18 protein-coding genes are annotated in these 16,481 nt (G+C 33.6%); 5 read left to right on the plus strand and 13 right to left on the minus strand.

Annotated features, from left to right (window positions below; all coding sequences use genetic code 11):
• Positions 1 to 168 precede the first annotated feature (168 nt).
• On the minus strand, positions 169 to 1,644 hold the full coding sequence (locus tag AABL81_RS00680) for an anion permease (protein ID WP_158210707.1): 1,476 nt from the start codon (positions 1,642 to 1,644) through the stop codon (positions 169 to 171).
• Between the two features lie 56 nt (positions 1,645 to 1,700).
• Here AABL81_RS00680 and AABL81_RS00685 point away from each other — a divergent pair, with 56 nt between their 5' ends.
• Positions 1,701 to 1,841, plus strand: coding sequence for a hypothetical protein (locus AABL81_RS00685; RefSeq protein ID WP_158210706.1), 141 nt, complete (start codon positions 1,701 to 1,703; stop codon positions 1,839 to 1,841).
• Between the two features lie 752 nt (positions 1,842 to 2,593).
• Here AABL81_RS00685 and AABL81_RS00690 read toward each other — a convergent pair.
• The 4 genes from AABL81_RS00690 to AABL81_RS00705 all read right to left on the minus strand — a co-directional run bounded on the left by AABL81_RS00690 (position 2,594) and on the right by AABL81_RS00705 (position 5,849).
• Positions 2,594 to 3,133 (minus strand): GRAM domain-containing protein, encoded by a 540-nt coding sequence (locus AABL81_RS00690; protein WP_341340091.1) that lies wholly within the window; start codon positions 3,131 to 3,133, stop codon positions 2,594 to 2,596.
• A 197-nt stretch (positions 3,134 to 3,330) separates the two neighbouring features.
• Positions 3,331 to 3,939, minus strand: a complete 609-nt coding sequence (locus AABL81_RS00695) for a YiiX/YebB-like N1pC/P60 family cysteine hydrolase (protein WP_341340092.1) — start codon at positions 3,937 to 3,939, stop codon at positions 3,331 to 3,333.
• Positions 3,909 to 4,247 (minus strand): DUF4878 domain-containing protein, encoded by a 339-nt coding sequence (locus AABL81_RS00700; protein WP_158210703.1) that lies wholly within the window; start codon positions 4,245 to 4,247, stop codon positions 3,909 to 3,911. The genes AABL81_RS00695 and AABL81_RS00700 overlap by 31 nt, the downstream gene beginning before the upstream one ends.
• Before the next feature lie 1,050 nt (positions 4,248 to 5,297).
• Positions 5,298 to 5,849: a hypothetical protein gene (locus tag AABL81_RS00705; protein WP_341340093.1), complete on the minus strand. Its 552-nt coding sequence runs from the start codon at positions 5,847 to 5,849 to the stop codon at positions 5,298 to 5,300.
• A gap of 289 nt (positions 5,850 to 6,138) precedes the next feature.
• Between AABL81_RS00705 and AABL81_RS00710 the strand changes: the two genes are divergently transcribed.
• On the plus strand, positions 6,139 to 6,381 hold the full coding sequence (locus AABL81_RS00710) for a hypothetical protein (RefSeq protein ID WP_158210701.1): 243 nt from the start codon (positions 6,139 to 6,141) through the stop codon (positions 6,379 to 6,381).
• 177 nt (positions 6,382 to 6,558) lie between these two features.
• Here the strand turns inward: AABL81_RS00710 and AABL81_RS00715 are convergent, their stop codons facing one another.
• The gene (locus AABL81_RS00715) at positions 6,559 to 7,653 is read right to left on the minus strand and encodes a porin (protein ID WP_341340094.1); all 1,095 of its coding nucleotides are present in this window, start codon (positions 7,651 to 7,653) and stop codon (positions 6,559 to 6,561) included.
• A gap of 824 nt (positions 7,654 to 8,477) precedes the next feature.
• Between AABL81_RS00715 and AABL81_RS00720 the strand changes: the two genes are divergently transcribed.
• A complete protein-coding gene (locus AABL81_RS00720; RefSeq protein ID WP_341340095.1) occupies positions 8,478 to 8,888 on the plus strand; it encodes a hypothetical protein in 411 nt (136 codons plus the stop codon).
• 544 nt (positions 8,889 to 9,432) lie between these two features.
• On the opposite strand, the gene AABL81_RS00725 is transcribed toward AABL81_RS00720, so the two are convergent.
• From AABL81_RS00725 to pyrR, 7 genes are all read right to left on the minus strand, one after another.
• Positions 9,433 to 9,993: a Smr/MutS family protein gene (locus AABL81_RS00725; protein ID WP_090405981.1), complete on the minus strand. Its 561-nt coding sequence runs from the start codon at positions 9,991 to 9,993 to the stop codon at positions 9,433 to 9,435.
• The gene (locus AABL81_RS00730; protein ID WP_341340096.1) at positions 9,983 to 10,240 is read right to left on the minus strand and encodes a hypothetical protein; all 258 of its coding nucleotides are present in this window, start codon (positions 10,238 to 10,240) and stop codon (positions 9,983 to 9,985) included. The genes AABL81_RS00725 and AABL81_RS00730 overlap by 11 nt, the downstream gene beginning before the upstream one ends.
• 7 nt (positions 10,241 to 10,247) lie before the next feature.
• Positions 10,248 to 10,895, minus strand: coding sequence for a pyridoxamine 5'-phosphate oxidase (pdxH, locus tag AABL81_RS00735; RefSeq protein ID WP_341340097.1), 648 nt, complete (start codon positions 10,893 to 10,895; stop codon positions 10,248 to 10,250).
• 11 nt (positions 10,896 to 10,906) lie between these two features.
• Positions 10,907 to 11,815 carry a ribonuclease Z gene (locus tag AABL81_RS00740; protein ID WP_341340098.1) on the minus strand — a complete coding sequence of 303 codons (909 nt, stop codon included), beginning with the start codon at positions 11,813 to 11,815 and terminating at the stop codon, positions 10,907 to 10,909.
• Positions 11,816 to 11,914: 99 nt separating this feature from the next.
• On the minus strand, positions 11,915 to 12,256 hold the full coding sequence (locus tag AABL81_RS00745; protein ID WP_158210696.1) for a ribonuclease Z: 342 nt from the start codon (positions 12,254 to 12,256) through the stop codon (positions 11,915 to 11,917).
• 48 nt (positions 12,257 to 12,304) lie between these two features.
• Complete coding sequence (locus AABL81_RS00750) at positions 12,305 to 13,231, minus strand: aspartate carbamoyltransferase catalytic subunit (protein WP_158210695.1); 927 nt, start codon at positions 13,229 to 13,231, stop codon at positions 12,305 to 12,307.
• 26 nt (positions 13,232 to 13,257) lie between these two features.
• Positions 13,258 to 13,806, minus strand: a complete 549-nt coding sequence (pyrR, locus tag AABL81_RS00755; protein WP_090406000.1) for a bifunctional pyr operon transcriptional regulator/uracil phosphoribosyltransferase PyrR — start codon at positions 13,804 to 13,806, stop codon at positions 13,258 to 13,260.
• 194 nt (positions 13,807 to 14,000) lie between these two features.
• Between pyrR and AABL81_RS00760 the strand changes: the two genes are divergently transcribed.
• Together AABL81_RS00760 and AABL81_RS00765 are read left to right on the plus strand one after the other, a co-directional pair.
• The gene (locus AABL81_RS00760; protein WP_341340099.1) at positions 14,001 to 14,807 is read left to right on the plus strand and encodes a hypothetical protein; all 807 of its coding nucleotides are present in this window, start codon (positions 14,001 to 14,003) and stop codon (positions 14,805 to 14,807) included.
• A 125-nt stretch (positions 14,808 to 14,932) separates the two neighbouring features.
• Positions 14,933 to 15,475, plus strand: a complete 543-nt coding sequence (locus tag AABL81_RS00765; protein ID WP_158210693.1) for an NADPH-dependent FMN reductase — start codon at positions 14,933 to 14,935, stop codon at positions 15,473 to 15,475.
• The last annotated feature ends 1,006 nt before the right edge of the window (positions 15,476 to 16,481 follow it).

Consider the following 16,481-nt stretch of genomic DNA (forward strand, 5'->3'; position numbering starts at 1 on the left):
TTTTTTCTTAATATCTCTTTGGGTTATTCTATTACAAACATATTTATTATTTTCTTATTTAGTAGCATACTTTTTTAGTAAAATATAATCTTAAAAAAAGACGCTATACAGCGCCTTTATTCAAACAAAAAGCTGTGAGAATCTCACAGCTTTTATTGTCTATATATCTTACCAGAATCCTAAGAATTTCCACCAAGCTCCACCGATAATAATCCAGATTAGCAAGTTGACAACACTCATAACAAATCCTGTTTTCCACCACTCACCCAGTGTAGTATATCCTGATCCAAAGATAATTGGAGCAGTACCTGTTCCGTAGTGAGTTAATGACATCATTAAAGATGAAGAGAAACCTAATGCTAATGCTAACAACATTGGAGGTGCTCCTAATGCGATACCTGCTGCGAAAAACGCTCCAAACATCGCAGTAATGTGTGCTGTTGTACTTGCAAAGAAGTAGTGTGAGTACACATATACTAATAACAAGATAATCACACCTACAATCCAGCTTACTCCTAAGTGGTCAATACCTGTTCCAACTGTAGTTGCTAACCAAGATACCAATCCTAATTTACCTAAGAAACTCGCCATCATTACTAAAGCAGCAAACCATACTACTGTATCCCAAGCTCCTTTGTTTTTCAAGATATCATCCCAACTTAACACTCCTGATATGATTAAAATCGCTAATCCCACAAAAGCTGCTGTAGTTGGTTGTATCACAAAGGCACTACCGAATATCATCGCTGGTACACCTGCCCACATAATTAACAACAAGATGAATACACTTAATGTAATTTTCTCAGCCAATGAAAAAGGACCTAAATCTTTAATCTGCGCTTTTGCAAACTCTGGTGCGTCTGGTGTCTTTTTAATTTCTGGTGGGTAAAGGAAAAAGATAACCAACGGCATCACGATTAATGAAACAATTGCTGGTACAAACGCTGCAGCTGCCCAAGTCATCCATGAAATGTGTTGATTAGGAGATGTTCCTTCATAAATCAAACTTACAATTAACGGGTTTGGTGCTGTTGCTGTAATAAACATCGCTGATGTAATTGGGTTAGTGTTGTAGTTTACTAACGCTAAATACCTACCGATTTTCTCTGTAGAACCACGCTCTGGTTTAGAACCAAAACTTGAGGCAATCGAACGCATAATAGGGTGAATAATTCCTCCTCCACGCGCTGTGTTACTTGGTGTTACAGGAGCTAAGATAGTCTCTGCAAAAGCCATTGAATAGGCAATTCCTAATGTCTTTTTACCAAATAATGATATTAAAAAATAACCAATACGTGCTCCTAATCCTGTTTTACTCAAACTGATGGAAATCATAATTGATATACCAATTAACCAAATAAGGTCGTTTGAGAAACCACTCAAAGCATCTGCTAACGCTGCTTTTGAGTTGCCTGGATTAGTAACTCCTGTTATGGCTACTAATGCTATAGCTACAATGGATACCCCTCCAATAGGTAGGGCTTTTCCAATAATTGCTGCAATTGTTCCTACGAATAAAGCTAACAAATGCCACGCATTTGGACTTACTCCTTCAGGAACTGGAACTAAAAACCAAATAATTAATGTTAACGCGACAGCGACTAACGCTGGTACTGGTTTAATGGGGTCTAATTTACTTGCCATCTTACTCTCAATTTTTGTCTTATATACAATCTTTAAATAGAAAGAAACAGTTGTTTATGTTAAACAACAAGAATCTAATTAACCAAAACATTGCATTAAACAACAATCGCATTTCAGAGGAAATGGAGACACCTTATACGTACTCTTTTGCTAACAAAGGTTGTACTAAAGGCAATAGGGACTTTATGAAGTCTTAATCACAAATAGGCTTTGGCAATAGGTTCTTACTTCTATCTTTTACCTTTTTTTCATTATATAGCAACAAACAAGCCAAACATATTTATCCTTAACAGATTTTTATATTTTTTTTATTTATTAGCCTAAAATAATTGAATCACAGCTCAAAAAAACGCTGATATAAAGCCTTTTTTGACCGTAATTACTCAAATGAGTTTGATGTAAAAAACAGAAATAATTCTATGCAAAAACATTAAAGATTATAATTTTCAATACACTGAAAAACAAACATTTAAAACCAAACCCATCCCTAATTATTTCATTATTAAAATTACAAAAAAACAATCAAACCAAGGGTACAATATGCGAAAAATATCATATCTCAAATAAAAAAATAAACTAAATTGAAAATTATAAGAAAAACACTTGTTTTTAACTACCTTGCTTCTAAAGCCTTATAAACAAAATAGAAGTTAAAGGTATTATTTAGAATTGTTGTTTTTTTACATTTATTACCTTTTTTTACACTAAAATGGCCCTGTTTTATGGTTTTTTAAGCCCATTATGACGTATAATGGCATAAAAAAGACTATTCAAAAATCGTATTTCTGCGTAAACACAAGGCTACACGCTAATTTTTCTCTCAAATAGCATCTAACCCACTTCCTTTATTTGTACTCACAAAAGCATATAAACACAAACACCCTTGTAAAATTACAAGGGTGTTTGTGTTTATAAAACGTATGTTCAGGAGTAAATATCTCCTATGAAATTATATTTTGGCTAAAGTCAAACTCTCGTTCAACACTTTTAACCATTCGTCACGATCGTTTACTACAAACTTAAACTCATGACCATTTATTGTACGTACCAATAAACTATTATTTATAATAAACATTGTCTTTTGTTTTTCGATACTTTCAATTCTATCTAAAGTCAGTTTAATAGTTCCTGTTTTTAAATTCTCTTGAAATGATTTAAAAACAAGCTGTTTATTGGTTAAAAACAACTTCCCGTTTAAATTACGAAACAAATTAGCAACTCCATAGGCTATTAGCTCTTCTCCTTCTTCTAAATCAAGTTCTATTTCTTTGTCAATCTTTTTAGAAAACTTGTTCATTGTAAAATCAAATAATAGAAACCAAAAAATACCAAAAGACACGGATTGTATGGCATAAGACCTAAATGTACCTAATTCATCAAAAATTAAATCTATAACCACTAATGCTATAGCATAAGCCACTATAGTTATAACAATAGAAATAGCCTTTGCCAGTAGACTTACCTCAATCTTATCTTTTCCAATCTTCATCTTGTTGTGCTTTAGATTTCTTTAACAAATATAAAGAAATACAACTATTTAAGTTATAATAAAATAGCAAAAAAGAAAAGGGGTATCCGACATTTCGAACACCCCTTCTCAAACTTAAAAAACTCAACGTTTTCGGTGGTTTAAGATATAACCACCGTGATATTTTATACTACAATCAGTAGTCCTTGTTTTATAATTTACTCTATTTCTTGAAAAATTGACGTATTATAAATGTCGTCTAATCCATAAAAAAGCACTTCTTTATACTGTAAAGTTGGTCGAATCACTGTCGAATCCAGCGCTTTATTAATACTCATAGCAACTAATTCTGAACAATACAACTTATCGTCATTCGCACTATCAAATTCTAAATCAAACGCTACTTTAGCTTTGTAATACGCTGTAGCTTGACTAACCACTGCTTGTTGTTGTGAAGCGGATAGCATATTCGCATAAAAAGCATACGTATCTATATCCTTTAAAAATGTCGAAATCGGCTCTCTCAATACTTCCCCTTGACCAGTGAGTTCACTTGCTTCAATATGAATAACAAATAAACTATCTCCTACTTTATCAATCAACCCAATGTGAGAATACTTTTTCTCGTGTGAACCGAGTTTCCTAAAAAAACTGGAAAAATACCCATTGCCTTGACGAACAACAACATCTCCTTTATTCAAAGTGGCTGGTAGTCGTAAACCATCATCTACTTTCTTAGGTGAAGTGCATCCTATGAAAAGCACGATAAAAAGCAAATAAAGCCCTTTTAAGCGATTTATTTCTTGCTGTCGATATGTACCAACCATTTACCATCAATCTTCACTACTTGCATCTCCTCTTCTTTCCCTTCTTGGTTTTTAAATTTTACCCACGCCTTATTGTCAACGATAGAATCTTTTATAAACTCAAATTTATAGTTAGGCTCAATAGGCGTCCCTCCTACTGAAGCTGCAAAGTCAACTAATTTCCCTGTTGATTCTGTAGCGTATTTCTTAGCTTCATCCACTTTCCCTTTAGCCATATTCTCAGTAAAACTCTGCACCGTATTTTTTGGTCCATTTGAACACGACACAAATAATAGTGCTGCTCCTGCAATTGCAATTAATTTTTTCATCTTAGCATTTTTTAAAATCTCTTTAAAGATATATTTTTTTGTTAAAACAATAAAACAGAAAAAGCCATCTTTTCAGATAGCTCTTCCTTAACACTTACTTTAATTTACTTCCTTTTCAATACTATTATAATTCAATTACGCACATATTGAAAGAAAATGAAAACAAAACAATAATAAATATTTTCTTGTTCCTTACTAAAGCGAATTTAACACTCAAAATGCGAACTTCTTTACGGAAATCCTCATCTGCATAAGTTTTTTAAAAATTTAGTATCAATTATATATTACCCCCTTCTTTAAAACAGACTATTTCATACTAATTATCAACAACTTACAATACAAATATTTTTATTATTATTTTCTTACTTCAAAAAAAAATAATAAAAAACAGCTATTTATATGACTGTATTTTTATTATAACTAATGATTCACTAATATATGTACAACGGATTTACCTCATCAAATAAAAGCTTGATGAGTTCTTGTAACAAATCTATTTTTCTTGTGCTACTATTGGGATTACACAGTGTACTATAGAGAACAAATTCGAATCAAGTTCGAGACTCATACCACACTTCTTCGGTAAAAAGGCTGATTTCCGAGCAAATCCCGAACTTGTGTGGGAAGACTCTCGAATGAGGTCCTATCAAATCTTTTCTAAAACTTCTGTTGAATCTCTTTAACGTTGGTGGAATTTAGCTAAGAAGTTTAGCTATTGCTGAAAGCATATAGAGTATATGAAAGTTTACTCCAAAAAAAATCCCCGATTAGAATTGGAAGCCTAATCAGGGAAAAAATCAGCAGTTATAACAGTAGCTGCTAACGGTTGCAATATTACGCATAAATCCCGTCTGCGCAAGCGTTTCTAATAAGTATTTTTAAATTATTTTTTAATGTTTTAACTATCAATTATATAAGAATATAAAAAAAGTAAATTCAAGCATAGTTTTATTGCTTTTTAGCCACAAATACAATGATAGCACAGGGTTTACGTGCCTAAAAAAAGCGTATTTTCTCTATTGAGTTACACAAAAGCATCTAAACACGCTCTTATTTTTCTCCTCCAATTGCATATTTTACACGCTCGCCAAAGCCTGGAGTAGCATAACCAACTACTTTTTCTTCTATGACAGCACCCTCTTTTTCGTAGATAATGCTTACAGAACAATCGTTATTTACATCTACCCAAATCGTCTTACTTTGTCCTTTTGCTAAAGAAGGTATAGTAAAGTCTTCACATCCTGTCATTTTTATACTGGTCAATGCAACGCCTGTTTCATTTGTAAACGTAATGCGTAAATTGCTTTTTATTACAAAAGCTACAAACATAAAGGACAGTAAAAATGGTACGTTTATCAACATAACCATACAAGTATTATACAGTTTCTTACGGTCTCCTCTACTCTTAATAATCTTAAAAACTAACCTTCCTAAATAAATAACATTCACTAAAACAAGTGCACCAATAATGCCATAGAGGAAGTCTAAAAGTTCCCCAAGCCATTGCGGACTAATATATATTAATACTAATGTTACTAATGAGGTAACGAATAGTAGAAAGGCTAATCTATGCCCTGTTCTACTGTCTTTTTTACTTTCCATACTATTGTTTTAAGTAAGGTTAAGATACTAATTAGTTTTCAATACTTATCTACATTTCATCACATTTAACCTTTCTTACTCCTAAAATACCTAAATATTGTGAATCTATATTGTAGAAATAAATCAATAGTTGCTTCTTTAGTAGTTCTCTTAGAGTTATTTTGCTTTTTTTAATGAACATTTGATATCTTAAAACTTTCAAAAATTACGAACTACTCGTATATTTTATCTGTATCTTTAAAATCGTAAGTTTTTATTACATAAAGCTTTAACCACTAAAAAAAACATTATGAGAGTAAAACCTATAAGAACTGAAGAAGATTATCACATTGCACTGATTAGAACAAAACTCCTACAAGGCGCTGAAACGAATAGTCCTGAGGCAGACGAACTGGAGGTTCTGAATATACTAATAGAACATTATGAACGTGACAACGCTCCAATGGGGATGCCTGATCCTATTGAGAGCATAAAAATATATAATGAATTTTTCAACGAAAACACTGACTGCAAAAACAAGGATATGGAGTAATTAACTAACCTTCTGTTAGCCCATCGCTATAAATCTTGTAAGCACTAAACAATAGGCATAAAAAAACACTGACGAAAAATACGTCAGTGTTTTTTTTATTGCATAGATTTTCTTGTTTTTTACTTTACTTACAAGGGCTTGTAAACCCTATTTTAATTGATTGTCCTTCGTTATTAATTAAAACAACGGAACCATCCATCGTACGCCAAGTGCTATTTGATGCTCATTTTTATCTGCTGGTTTTACATCGTACTTCTTGTAATTGTAATTATAGAAGTTATAAGCGGCATATAAGCGCAAGGCTTGAAATGGTGCCTTCTCAAACGGATAGTATTCTACTGCTGTTGATATTCCTGACAACGCATAGGATACGTTATTGTCTAAATCACTTCTGTAGTTATACATCGCTTTGACAATTGGGGTTAGCTTCTTTGTTTTATACTTAAACGTGGCACTTGTTACGTTATCTCGTACGTAGGCTAAACCTGTATCTGGATTATGACTGTTTAATTGTGCGTCGTTCAAATTGTAACTTCCATACACCCAATCCATCTCTACCATCAACTTGTCAAACATCAATCGGTTTCCAATTGTAATCCAACTGTAGTATTTCTTGGCATCGTGTTGCATCAACCCATAGCCATAACGGGTTTTCAAGTGCTTGTTAAACAACTCTCCTTCCCATAAAAACAATCCTCCGTAAGCTTTGTTTTTATACTCCTCTGCAACGAATTGTTCGCCTTGTGACACCACCTGTAATTTATAGGATTGCCCTGCGCGTTTGTAGGTTACACTCGCTCCGGGACTAAACAACTGAGATGAGGCGATGATATTGGTAAACATATACAGCTCAGCACTGTTGTATGATAGCTCAGTTGAACCCCAAGCGATGAATTGTTTACCCGCACTTACAGTCCAATTATCATTGATATTATACTCCAAAAAGGCAAACTCCAAAGCCTTTGATGCCGTACTCTCATTTAAACGGTAACGCAATGAATAGGTCAACTTATCGTCGTAAGTTCCCTTTACGTAAACACGCGATTGCACAGTTCGAAACTTGCTGTCTGAGGTGTTTTGACTGGTGAATTTAGTGTAGTTCTCAAACTTACTATCTAAAAACACGTCTATTTTATTTTTTCCTTTACCACCAGAAACTGTTGTAGCGGGGGTTATAGACCCGAATAGCTTTTCTTCTTCTTTCTCGGTTTCTTGTGCGAAAACAGATAGGGAATTAAATATGAAAAAGCAAAATAAATACTTAATTCTCATAATTAGGTTAGTTTTAAAAAGTTTAATATACGAAATACCTTGATAGTATTAACATATTTTTATGTTTCTAAAGTACAGTTTTCACAAATTATAAAGCGCACAAAAGCAAGAGCACTGCAAATACAATGCTTTCGTATGACTACTAAAATTCGTACTACTGTAAAATAAAAGAGGGTAACAATACGTGATTCGTATCTACCTCTTGTGTAGAAGCTTGTTGTATGGGCTTACTACAGGAACCTTGCGTTTGGGTAGAACGCTTACAGACTCCCAGGGGGTTTAGCTAATTGCGCCATTGTAAAGTTGGGTAAAATAACAGACTCTATGCATCGCATAGTGGGTATAGCCTGCGTAATCTATGTGGCGCAAAGCTACAAATTAAATAGTTTTCTCACAATAGAATTGACATTTTGTAACAAAACACCTTTGTGAAGCATATATAAATCGCATTTAACGAAACAACCTTACCTTTTACACCCCCACGTATAAAAAACAGATAACGTTTATTAGAGCGCATTTATCTCGCTTTTTCTAAAAAAAGTATCGTTACTTGATCTAATCCCCCACTTTAAGACTATTGTTCTTACTTGTCGTTCTACAACCTAACGCTCTCAATACACAGACGTAGATGGCCTAAATCAAGCGAAGTATAGCATTACACCTTCTTACGTTTAAAAGCCTAACTCCTCTAATAAATAACATAAACAATAGCAATCTGCATTAGGTGACACAATGCAATAGCAGTGCCCCTACTTTGAAAGAATATACCCTTGATTTTTTCGCTTGTGGAAAATATTCAATAATTTTAAACGAAAATAGACAGTATGCCACGAATAGTATATATCACACTTTTTACCTTGTTTACTTCTCTCTCTTTTGGTCAAACGACAGAGGAAGATGATGTAGTATCCACTGCTTACGAAATCATCTATGTCAATCAAGTGAAATTAGACAAGAAGGTCTTTTTACAGCACGCTAATTTGTATTATTACGAAGAAGAACACGCCTTTTTATTGGAGGGATTAACGGATAAGCAGACTATTGGAAAGTGTTTATTTGAGTACTCACACACTGAAAATGGAAGAGACTACTATGAGTTTTACGACAATGATTATGAATATATTGATGATGTTGAAAATGGTGTGCTTTTATTTAGAAGTCTCCCTAAAAAGATTAAGGACAGTGAAAACACAATGTATAGAGAGATACGATTAGAAGCAGACAAGGCTAAATAAGATTTTTATATCACTTAATAAGCAATGCTTTTTTTATATTCTATTTCTAAAATAATACCGAAAAGGTATGATTTATAAATATTTATGTGTACCTTTAAAATGTTGTGTATTAGTATGAATTTTAATGAGGAATCACTTTTTATATTTCGATATATTAAGTGATTTTTTTTATGCTTATACTTTTGTATCTATACCGTAACAATTGGCAAAATAGCCGCTAACTACTTCGCTTATTCTTGTAAGCCTTTTTGCTATACTAAGCTTGGCTTTTAAGCGTATTTACTACTTCATATTCCATTTTATTTACTTACTAAACTAATAGTAGCACACGATTACTGTCCTGAATACTACGATACTTACTATGGTTAATACGAAGCTGATTCATAAAACGAAGCAAACTTTTATTACTGTACAAAAAAGGCATATACAGTTCTTATTTATTGCTTTATTTACAACTACTTAACCAAAACAAAAAAGCCTTAAAAAGGTTTGTACACTTTTTAAGGCTTATATTGAATAGCGCAATAAGTTGCACTTATTTCTTTTATCTATTTACATTCTGTTTGAAGTAAATCTGCGTAGCTCCTAAACCATACTTCTGGTAATTTGCATCTTCAGCAACTACTTCTGGATAGCGACTAAACAAAAACTCTAACTCCGTTTTCAAAACTCCCTCACCTACACCGTGAATAAATACAATACGTGGTATGCGATTGCGAATTGCAAACTCTACTTGTCCCCTTGCGGTTTCTAATTGCAGTGTAAGCATATCGTACTTCTCCATACGTTTATGGTCTTTTGTCAACTTCTCAATATGCAAATCAACTTCCATAATAAACTCATCTTTACGAGAACGCTTTTCCTTTGTAAACGAGCGTTTGATAGGGTCAACCTTATCTTGTAAAGCAGCGTTAATAGAACTACGCGTACTTGCTGAGCGCATATCTACTTCGTCTTCTTTAGCTATTTTCAACAACTCATTCGCTTGATAATTCAAAATAAAGCCGTCTTTAGTTTCAATCGTTATATCATTACCAGACACTTTAGTAACCACTCCTTCTTCATCTTCGTCAAGTACCTGTACAAAATCTCCTTTATTTAGCATCTTCTTTATTGTCTAATGTTTCTGATTCATCTATTTCTTCTCCATTTAGATCTCTTTCTTCAAACGGATGTTGTCTATTGTGTGTGTTGCTCGGTGTTTTTTGCATCAAGCGCATCATCGAATAGAAAAACAATCCCACTCCAATTACCTGTACCCATACTTTTGGATGCTCTTCGTATTGTTCCACCAAAGCCCATCCCATAAAGAATAAGGTAACAATAGATAATAATATTTTCACTTTTTTCATATCTCTTTTATGGAGCTAAACGTTCTATTTTCCAGTCTAATTGGTCTTCTGTTAATGTATATCGAATACGGTCGTGTAGTCGATTTGGACGTCCTTGCCAGAACTCCATTGATACAGGACTTATCACAAAACCTCCCCAGTTATCAGGGCGCTTTACTTCTTTTCCTTCTGCTTCCTTTTCTAACGTTGCTATCGCTTGTTCTAACACATCGTGCGATGGAATAACCTCACTCTGATTAGATACAATTGCCCCTAACTGACTTCCCAAAGGGCGTGAGTAGAAGTAATTGTCTGACTGTACATCTGTTGCTTTCGTAGCTATCCCTTTGATAATTACCTGACGCTCCATAGATGCCCAGAAAAACGATAAACATATGTGTGGGTTAGCCAAAATAGCCTTCCCTTTTTCTGAGTCGTAATTAGTATAAAACACAAAACCGTTCTCGTCATACGATTTCAACAGTACCACTCTCGACTTCGGAAAGCCATCAAGTCCTATTGTAGAAACGGTCATTGCATTCACCTCATCTACTCCTCCAAAATCCTCTACTTCGTAAAACCATTTTCTAAACTGCATCATTGGATTCTCATCCACATCGCTCTCCAACAATACGTTCTTCTCATACGATTTTCTGTAATCACCTAAATCGCTCATACTTATATCTTTTATAGGTCAAACTCCTTACCGTCATCAGCTAATAATATCTGACCAGAGTAAACAGTTTCTGCCTCTTTTTTAAACAATTTAATATCGTTATATCTCGTAGAATAATGTCCCATTACCAATGTTCCTGCATTAGCTAATGTTGCAATTCTACCTGCTTCTTTAGCCGTACAATGCTTTGTTCGCTCTGTATAATGTTCTTCTGACTCTAAAAACGTACTCTCGTGATATAACACTTTTACGTTTTTAATAATTGGAACTACAGCCTCAGAGTACTTTGTATCTGAACAAAAAGCATAACTCTCTGTCGGGTCTGGATCATACGAAATATCCTTATTCTTAATCACCTCACCACTGTCAAGGGTAATATCTCCTCCGTTTTTAATCTTTTGGTAATAACAACGGTCGATTCCCAAGTCCTCAATTGCTCCAATGCGCAACTTGCGTTCTCCTGGTACACTTTCAAACAAATAACCGTTTGTATAAACACGGTGATCTAACGGAATTGTACGTACAATAACCTTATCATCTTGAAAGACTACTCTACTTTCCTTACTTGTTTGTTCGTGAAAGTACAAATTATATCCGGTAAATGAATTAGATAATCGAAGTTGTAATAAAATAACTTCCTTAATCCCTTTAGGACCGTAAACGTGTAAGTCCGCCTTGCGGTTTAGCAACATAAACGTAGAGATTAAACCGATTAACCCATAAAAGTGATCTCCGTGTAAGTGAGAGATAAAAATGTGGTTAATACGTTGGAATTTTAGCTTCTTTTTTCTTAACTGCACTTGCGTTCCTTCACCCGCATCAATTAAAAACATATGTCCATTCATCTCTAAAACTTGAGAAGTTGGGTTTGTAATAGTTCGGGGTGTAGCGGCATAACAGCCTAATATGGTAAGTTTCAATGTACTGCTTATTTCAAATTTCAGGTTGTAATTTACAAAAAACAGCAACAGCACACAAAAAGAAAAGGGCCTAAATTACTTTAAGCCCTTTTTATATATTTAAAATCCTAAATCTCTTTGGATTTCGTCCATTTCAATCAAATCGTGCGCCTCTTGTAAGGTTGGCACTATAATCAAGTCGCCATCAAACTCGTTAAAGTCGATGTCTGACACAACAATAACAAAAGATTTATTAGCCTCTTCCATATGGGTGATGGCTAACTCTTCAAACAACTCAATATCTTCTTCTGCTACTTCAGCTTCCGAATGTGTCAAGTCAATGATAAGGTTATGTGTTGTAAAATTGCTTTCGTATTGCTGACTAAGCTTTTCTACAAAAGCCGCTATATCAGCTTCATTACTACTAACAACAATGGTATGTCCCTTTTCTTTTATTTTCATTGTATTCAACTTGCTTTATTAATCTAACGAAAAGCTAAATTAACGAATTTATTTAATTTTTGAAGCCAAAAGGTAAATAACTGCCATACGTACAGCTACTCCGTTTTCAACTTGGTCTAAGATAACTGATTGTTGCGAATCTGCAACGTCTGAAGTAATCTCAACCCCTCTGTTAATCGGACCTGGGTGCATTACCACAATTTCTTTATCCAATGAATCCAACAACGCTTTGTCTAACCCAAATTGTTGAGAGTATTCTCTTGTTGTTGGGAAATAACTAAAGTCTAAACGTTCGTTTTGTACACGTAACATATTTGCAACATCACACCACTCTAACGCTTTTCTCAAGTTTGACTCTACCTTAACTCCTAAACTTTCAATATGTTTCGGAATCAACGTTTTAGGACCACATACTCTAACCTCAGCTCCTTGCATTTGCAAAGCGAAGATATTAGACAAGGCTACTCTCGAGTGAAGAATATCACCTACAATAACCACTTTCTTTCCTGCTACATCTCCTAATTTCTCGCGAATAGAATAACTATCTAACAACGCTTGTGTTGGGTGTTCGTGTGCTCCATCACCTGCATTAATAATACTCGCCTTCACGTTTTTAGATAAGAAGTGTGCTGCTCCTGCATTGTTATGACGCATAACAACCATATCTACTTTCATTGCCAAGATATTATTTACCGTGTCAATAAGTGTTTCTCCTTTTTTCACAGACGACTGTGCTGCAGAAAAACTGATAACATCAGCAGATAAACGTTTTTGGGCTAATTCGAAAGATAATTTAGTACGAGTACTGTTTTCAAAAAAGATATTAGCGATAGTAATATCTCGAAGGGAAGGAACTTTTTTAATCGGACGATTGATTACTTCTTTAAAGTGATCCGCTGTTTCGAATATTAAATCAATGTCGTTTTTGTTGATATATTTAATTCCTAAAAGGTGGTTTACGCTTAGTTCTTTCATTTTACTTTAATCAGTAGTTTAGGTAGTTAGTTTTTTTCGCTTTCTTGTAAGAATACATTATCATTAAGTCCATCTTCAGACCAATGTACGCGTACAGTTTCGTCGTCAAAAGCATCCACCTGTCTTCCTCTATAATCAGGTTGAATAGGTAAATGACGGCTAAATCTACGGTCTATCAATACAAGTAGTTCAATGTCTAAAGGACGACCAAAGGACTGAATAGCTGTGAGTGCGGCACGAATGCTACGCCCTGTATAAAGTACGTCATCAATAAATACCACTTTCTTGTCCTCGACTAAGAAATCTATTTGTGTTTTATTCGCTTCTAAAGGTTTTTCATTTCTTCTAAAATCGTCACGGAAAAACGTGATATCTAAGAATCCCAACGGAATATCTGCAATACCATATTCATTCTTTAAAATATTTTTAATGCGTTCTGCTAAATATTTTCCACGTGGCTGAATACCAATAAGAAGAGTGTTCGAAAAATCAAGATGTTTTTCTACCAATTGACAAGCCAAACGATGTAGAATAATGTCAATCTCTTTTGAAGTAAGTAATACTTTTGGAGTCATATAAAAAAGAGTTGTGTTTGGGGGGTAAAAATACAATTAAATATGGTTTACCACTAACTTTATTAAAAAAAACTATAACAAATAATGCTTTTTTCACTCTTCTTAATTGTTTTAAAAAACCTACTTTTGAGTAAATACATTAGGTAATCTATTATAAATAAATTGAATAACGTATTATTTGAAATTTATCAACTATGAAAAAAATATTGCTGTTTTTATTATTTGCGTTTACAAGTCAAATTGGCCTGGCTCAAACGCAGCACAAGAACAAAAGAATGTCTTTTAACGACCTCTCTAAAAACCAATGGGTTGTACAAGACAAGGAGAAAGATCTACAATTGAGCTTTAACGGAAGTAAAATCATCTTAACAAGAATAAGTGAACCTGTTACAGTGGGACAAGAGAAAACAATTGTTGCTCTTATTCCTATTCCTAAAATAAATATAATCAACGACGATATTCGTATTAAAACAGGTAAACCAAGTATTCCTACAAAACACAATAATAAACCGCTTTCTCCAACTGAAAAGGATGTGTTGAAATTATTAACAAAACGCAAGCTACACCTAAATGCAAGTAACGAGAGTTTGTTCTTTATTGAGAATATTGAGCACTTTCAGGAGTTTTATAGTGAACACAAACATCGAATGACGCAGTTTTTATCTAAATTTATGTGGCAACTTATTCAACTTGATGGCAATACAGACGTAAACACTACTATTACTATTGCTTTTGACTTTGCTCAACAGCTGCTTACAGGTACAATAGATGGTATACCTTTTGAAAGTAGGTTACAAATCAATGCTACAGATAGTACGTTTTACTTTGAACCTATACAGTTTACTTCTACTTTCGATGAATTAACTACAAACCAACAAAAAGCGTTTATCAGTAAATTTGACAACACCTTCTTTCACTTTGACATTGCAGAACAAACACTAAACTTTTATAAAGACGACCACCTTGTTATGATGTTTGGTTTAGTAAAAAAAGAAGATTGATAACTGACTATAAACAAAGGCAATAAAAAGAGAACACAGCAGTCAAAACACAATAAGCAGATACGACAACCGCGTTCTGTCGAATAAATGTTTTAACTTAGTGCGCAAATATTCAAGATAGTTTTATGAAAGCTTTAATTTTTAATGGTTCTTTAGACGAAGAAGCATTCCGCACATCGCGACGTATTGCACAGTATTACGCTGATCAATTCACAAAGGCTAACGTAGAAGTACGACAAGTTCACTTATCAGATTTTCAAATCCCTATATTTCAAGCCAAATTAATGGATAACGTACCACAAACGGTACACGACTTTGCAGATGCTTTTAGAGAAGCAGATGTAATGATTTGGTTAACACCGCTATATCACGGAGGAATGACAGGGGTTATGAAAAATGCTATTGATTGGCTTGAAATTACAGCCAAAGATCAACCTGCTTACCTAACGAATAAAGTCGTTGGATTCACTTGTTGGTCTGCTGGAAACCAGGCTATGCAAGGTATTCAAGCGTTAGACAATATTGCTAAGGCATTGCGCGCTTGGTCATTGCCGTACTCTATCCCAATGAGTAATTCGGATTTATACGAAAACAACGACATTGCGGATGCCTACAAAAAGAAAATGAGTATGATGGCAGACTTACTAATAGAAAGCCAACAGCGATAAAAAACAAAGCCCCTATTTTTATAAATAGGGGCTTTGTTTTATTAAAAAAAGAGAAGCATCCCCTCTTCTCTTTTTTGAACAATGTAAAACCATATTGGACTTCTGTCCAATTTTAAACAAACACTTTCACTTTAAACACATAACCCTTCCCTGATTTACCCTTTTATCTATTCTCTTTTTCAAACAATTCAAAACAAGAAACAGACAAACCAAAGGAAGGATCACATAACTGTAATTAGCTCTTTAAGATAGATTCCTTTTAACTATTATAAAGAGCTATTACAAGCAGAATATAACTATTCTGGTCTTCTGATGTTGTATAATGTTCATTGCAATAAAAATGAACTACATTATTTTTACACTGGCTTTGTGTTAAAAAATAACTGCAATAATCATCACTACAACTTGATCTTTTACTATTATATTTTATTTATTGTCTTGCTGTACCTATTATGTACTATACAAATGTATAACTGTTTTATACAGCATACAAACTCAACAAATTAAGCAGTAAATAACGTAATCACCAATTGAGAACGCTTATAGCAAGTTATTTCACTTTTTCTAAGTTTAACCTGTTGTAATAAAACAATCTTCACTGTACTTTTTGTCAAAAAATTACACTGTCAAATATCTCTCATTATAAAAAAAGAACATAATGTACTTTTTTACTAAACTAAAATGATAAAATAGATAAATATATAATTCAACTTCTATTTACACTCATTCGCATATCTCGATTAAACCACAACACATATTTAACAATAGTTTAACATAAACACAATGCAAAAGAACCTTAACAAAACACCTTTTATTACTTTTACTACTAACTTTTGTGAGTTTTATTTAAAAAACAATCAAATTAAACAACTTACTTACAGCAATTCCCATAAATAACTAACAAAACTTTCTTAACATATCACACTATCTTAATACCAATAAGTAATTTACAAAAACAAAAAAAGGCTTACCTCTACTTATAAGAGGTAAGCCTTTTGCTATATTC

Source organism: Myroides sp. C1519 (assembly GCF_038039755.1).
GTDB classification, from domain to species: Bacteria; Bacteroidota; Bacteroidia; order Flavobacteriales; family Flavobacteriaceae; genus Flavobacterium; species Flavobacterium phaeum_A.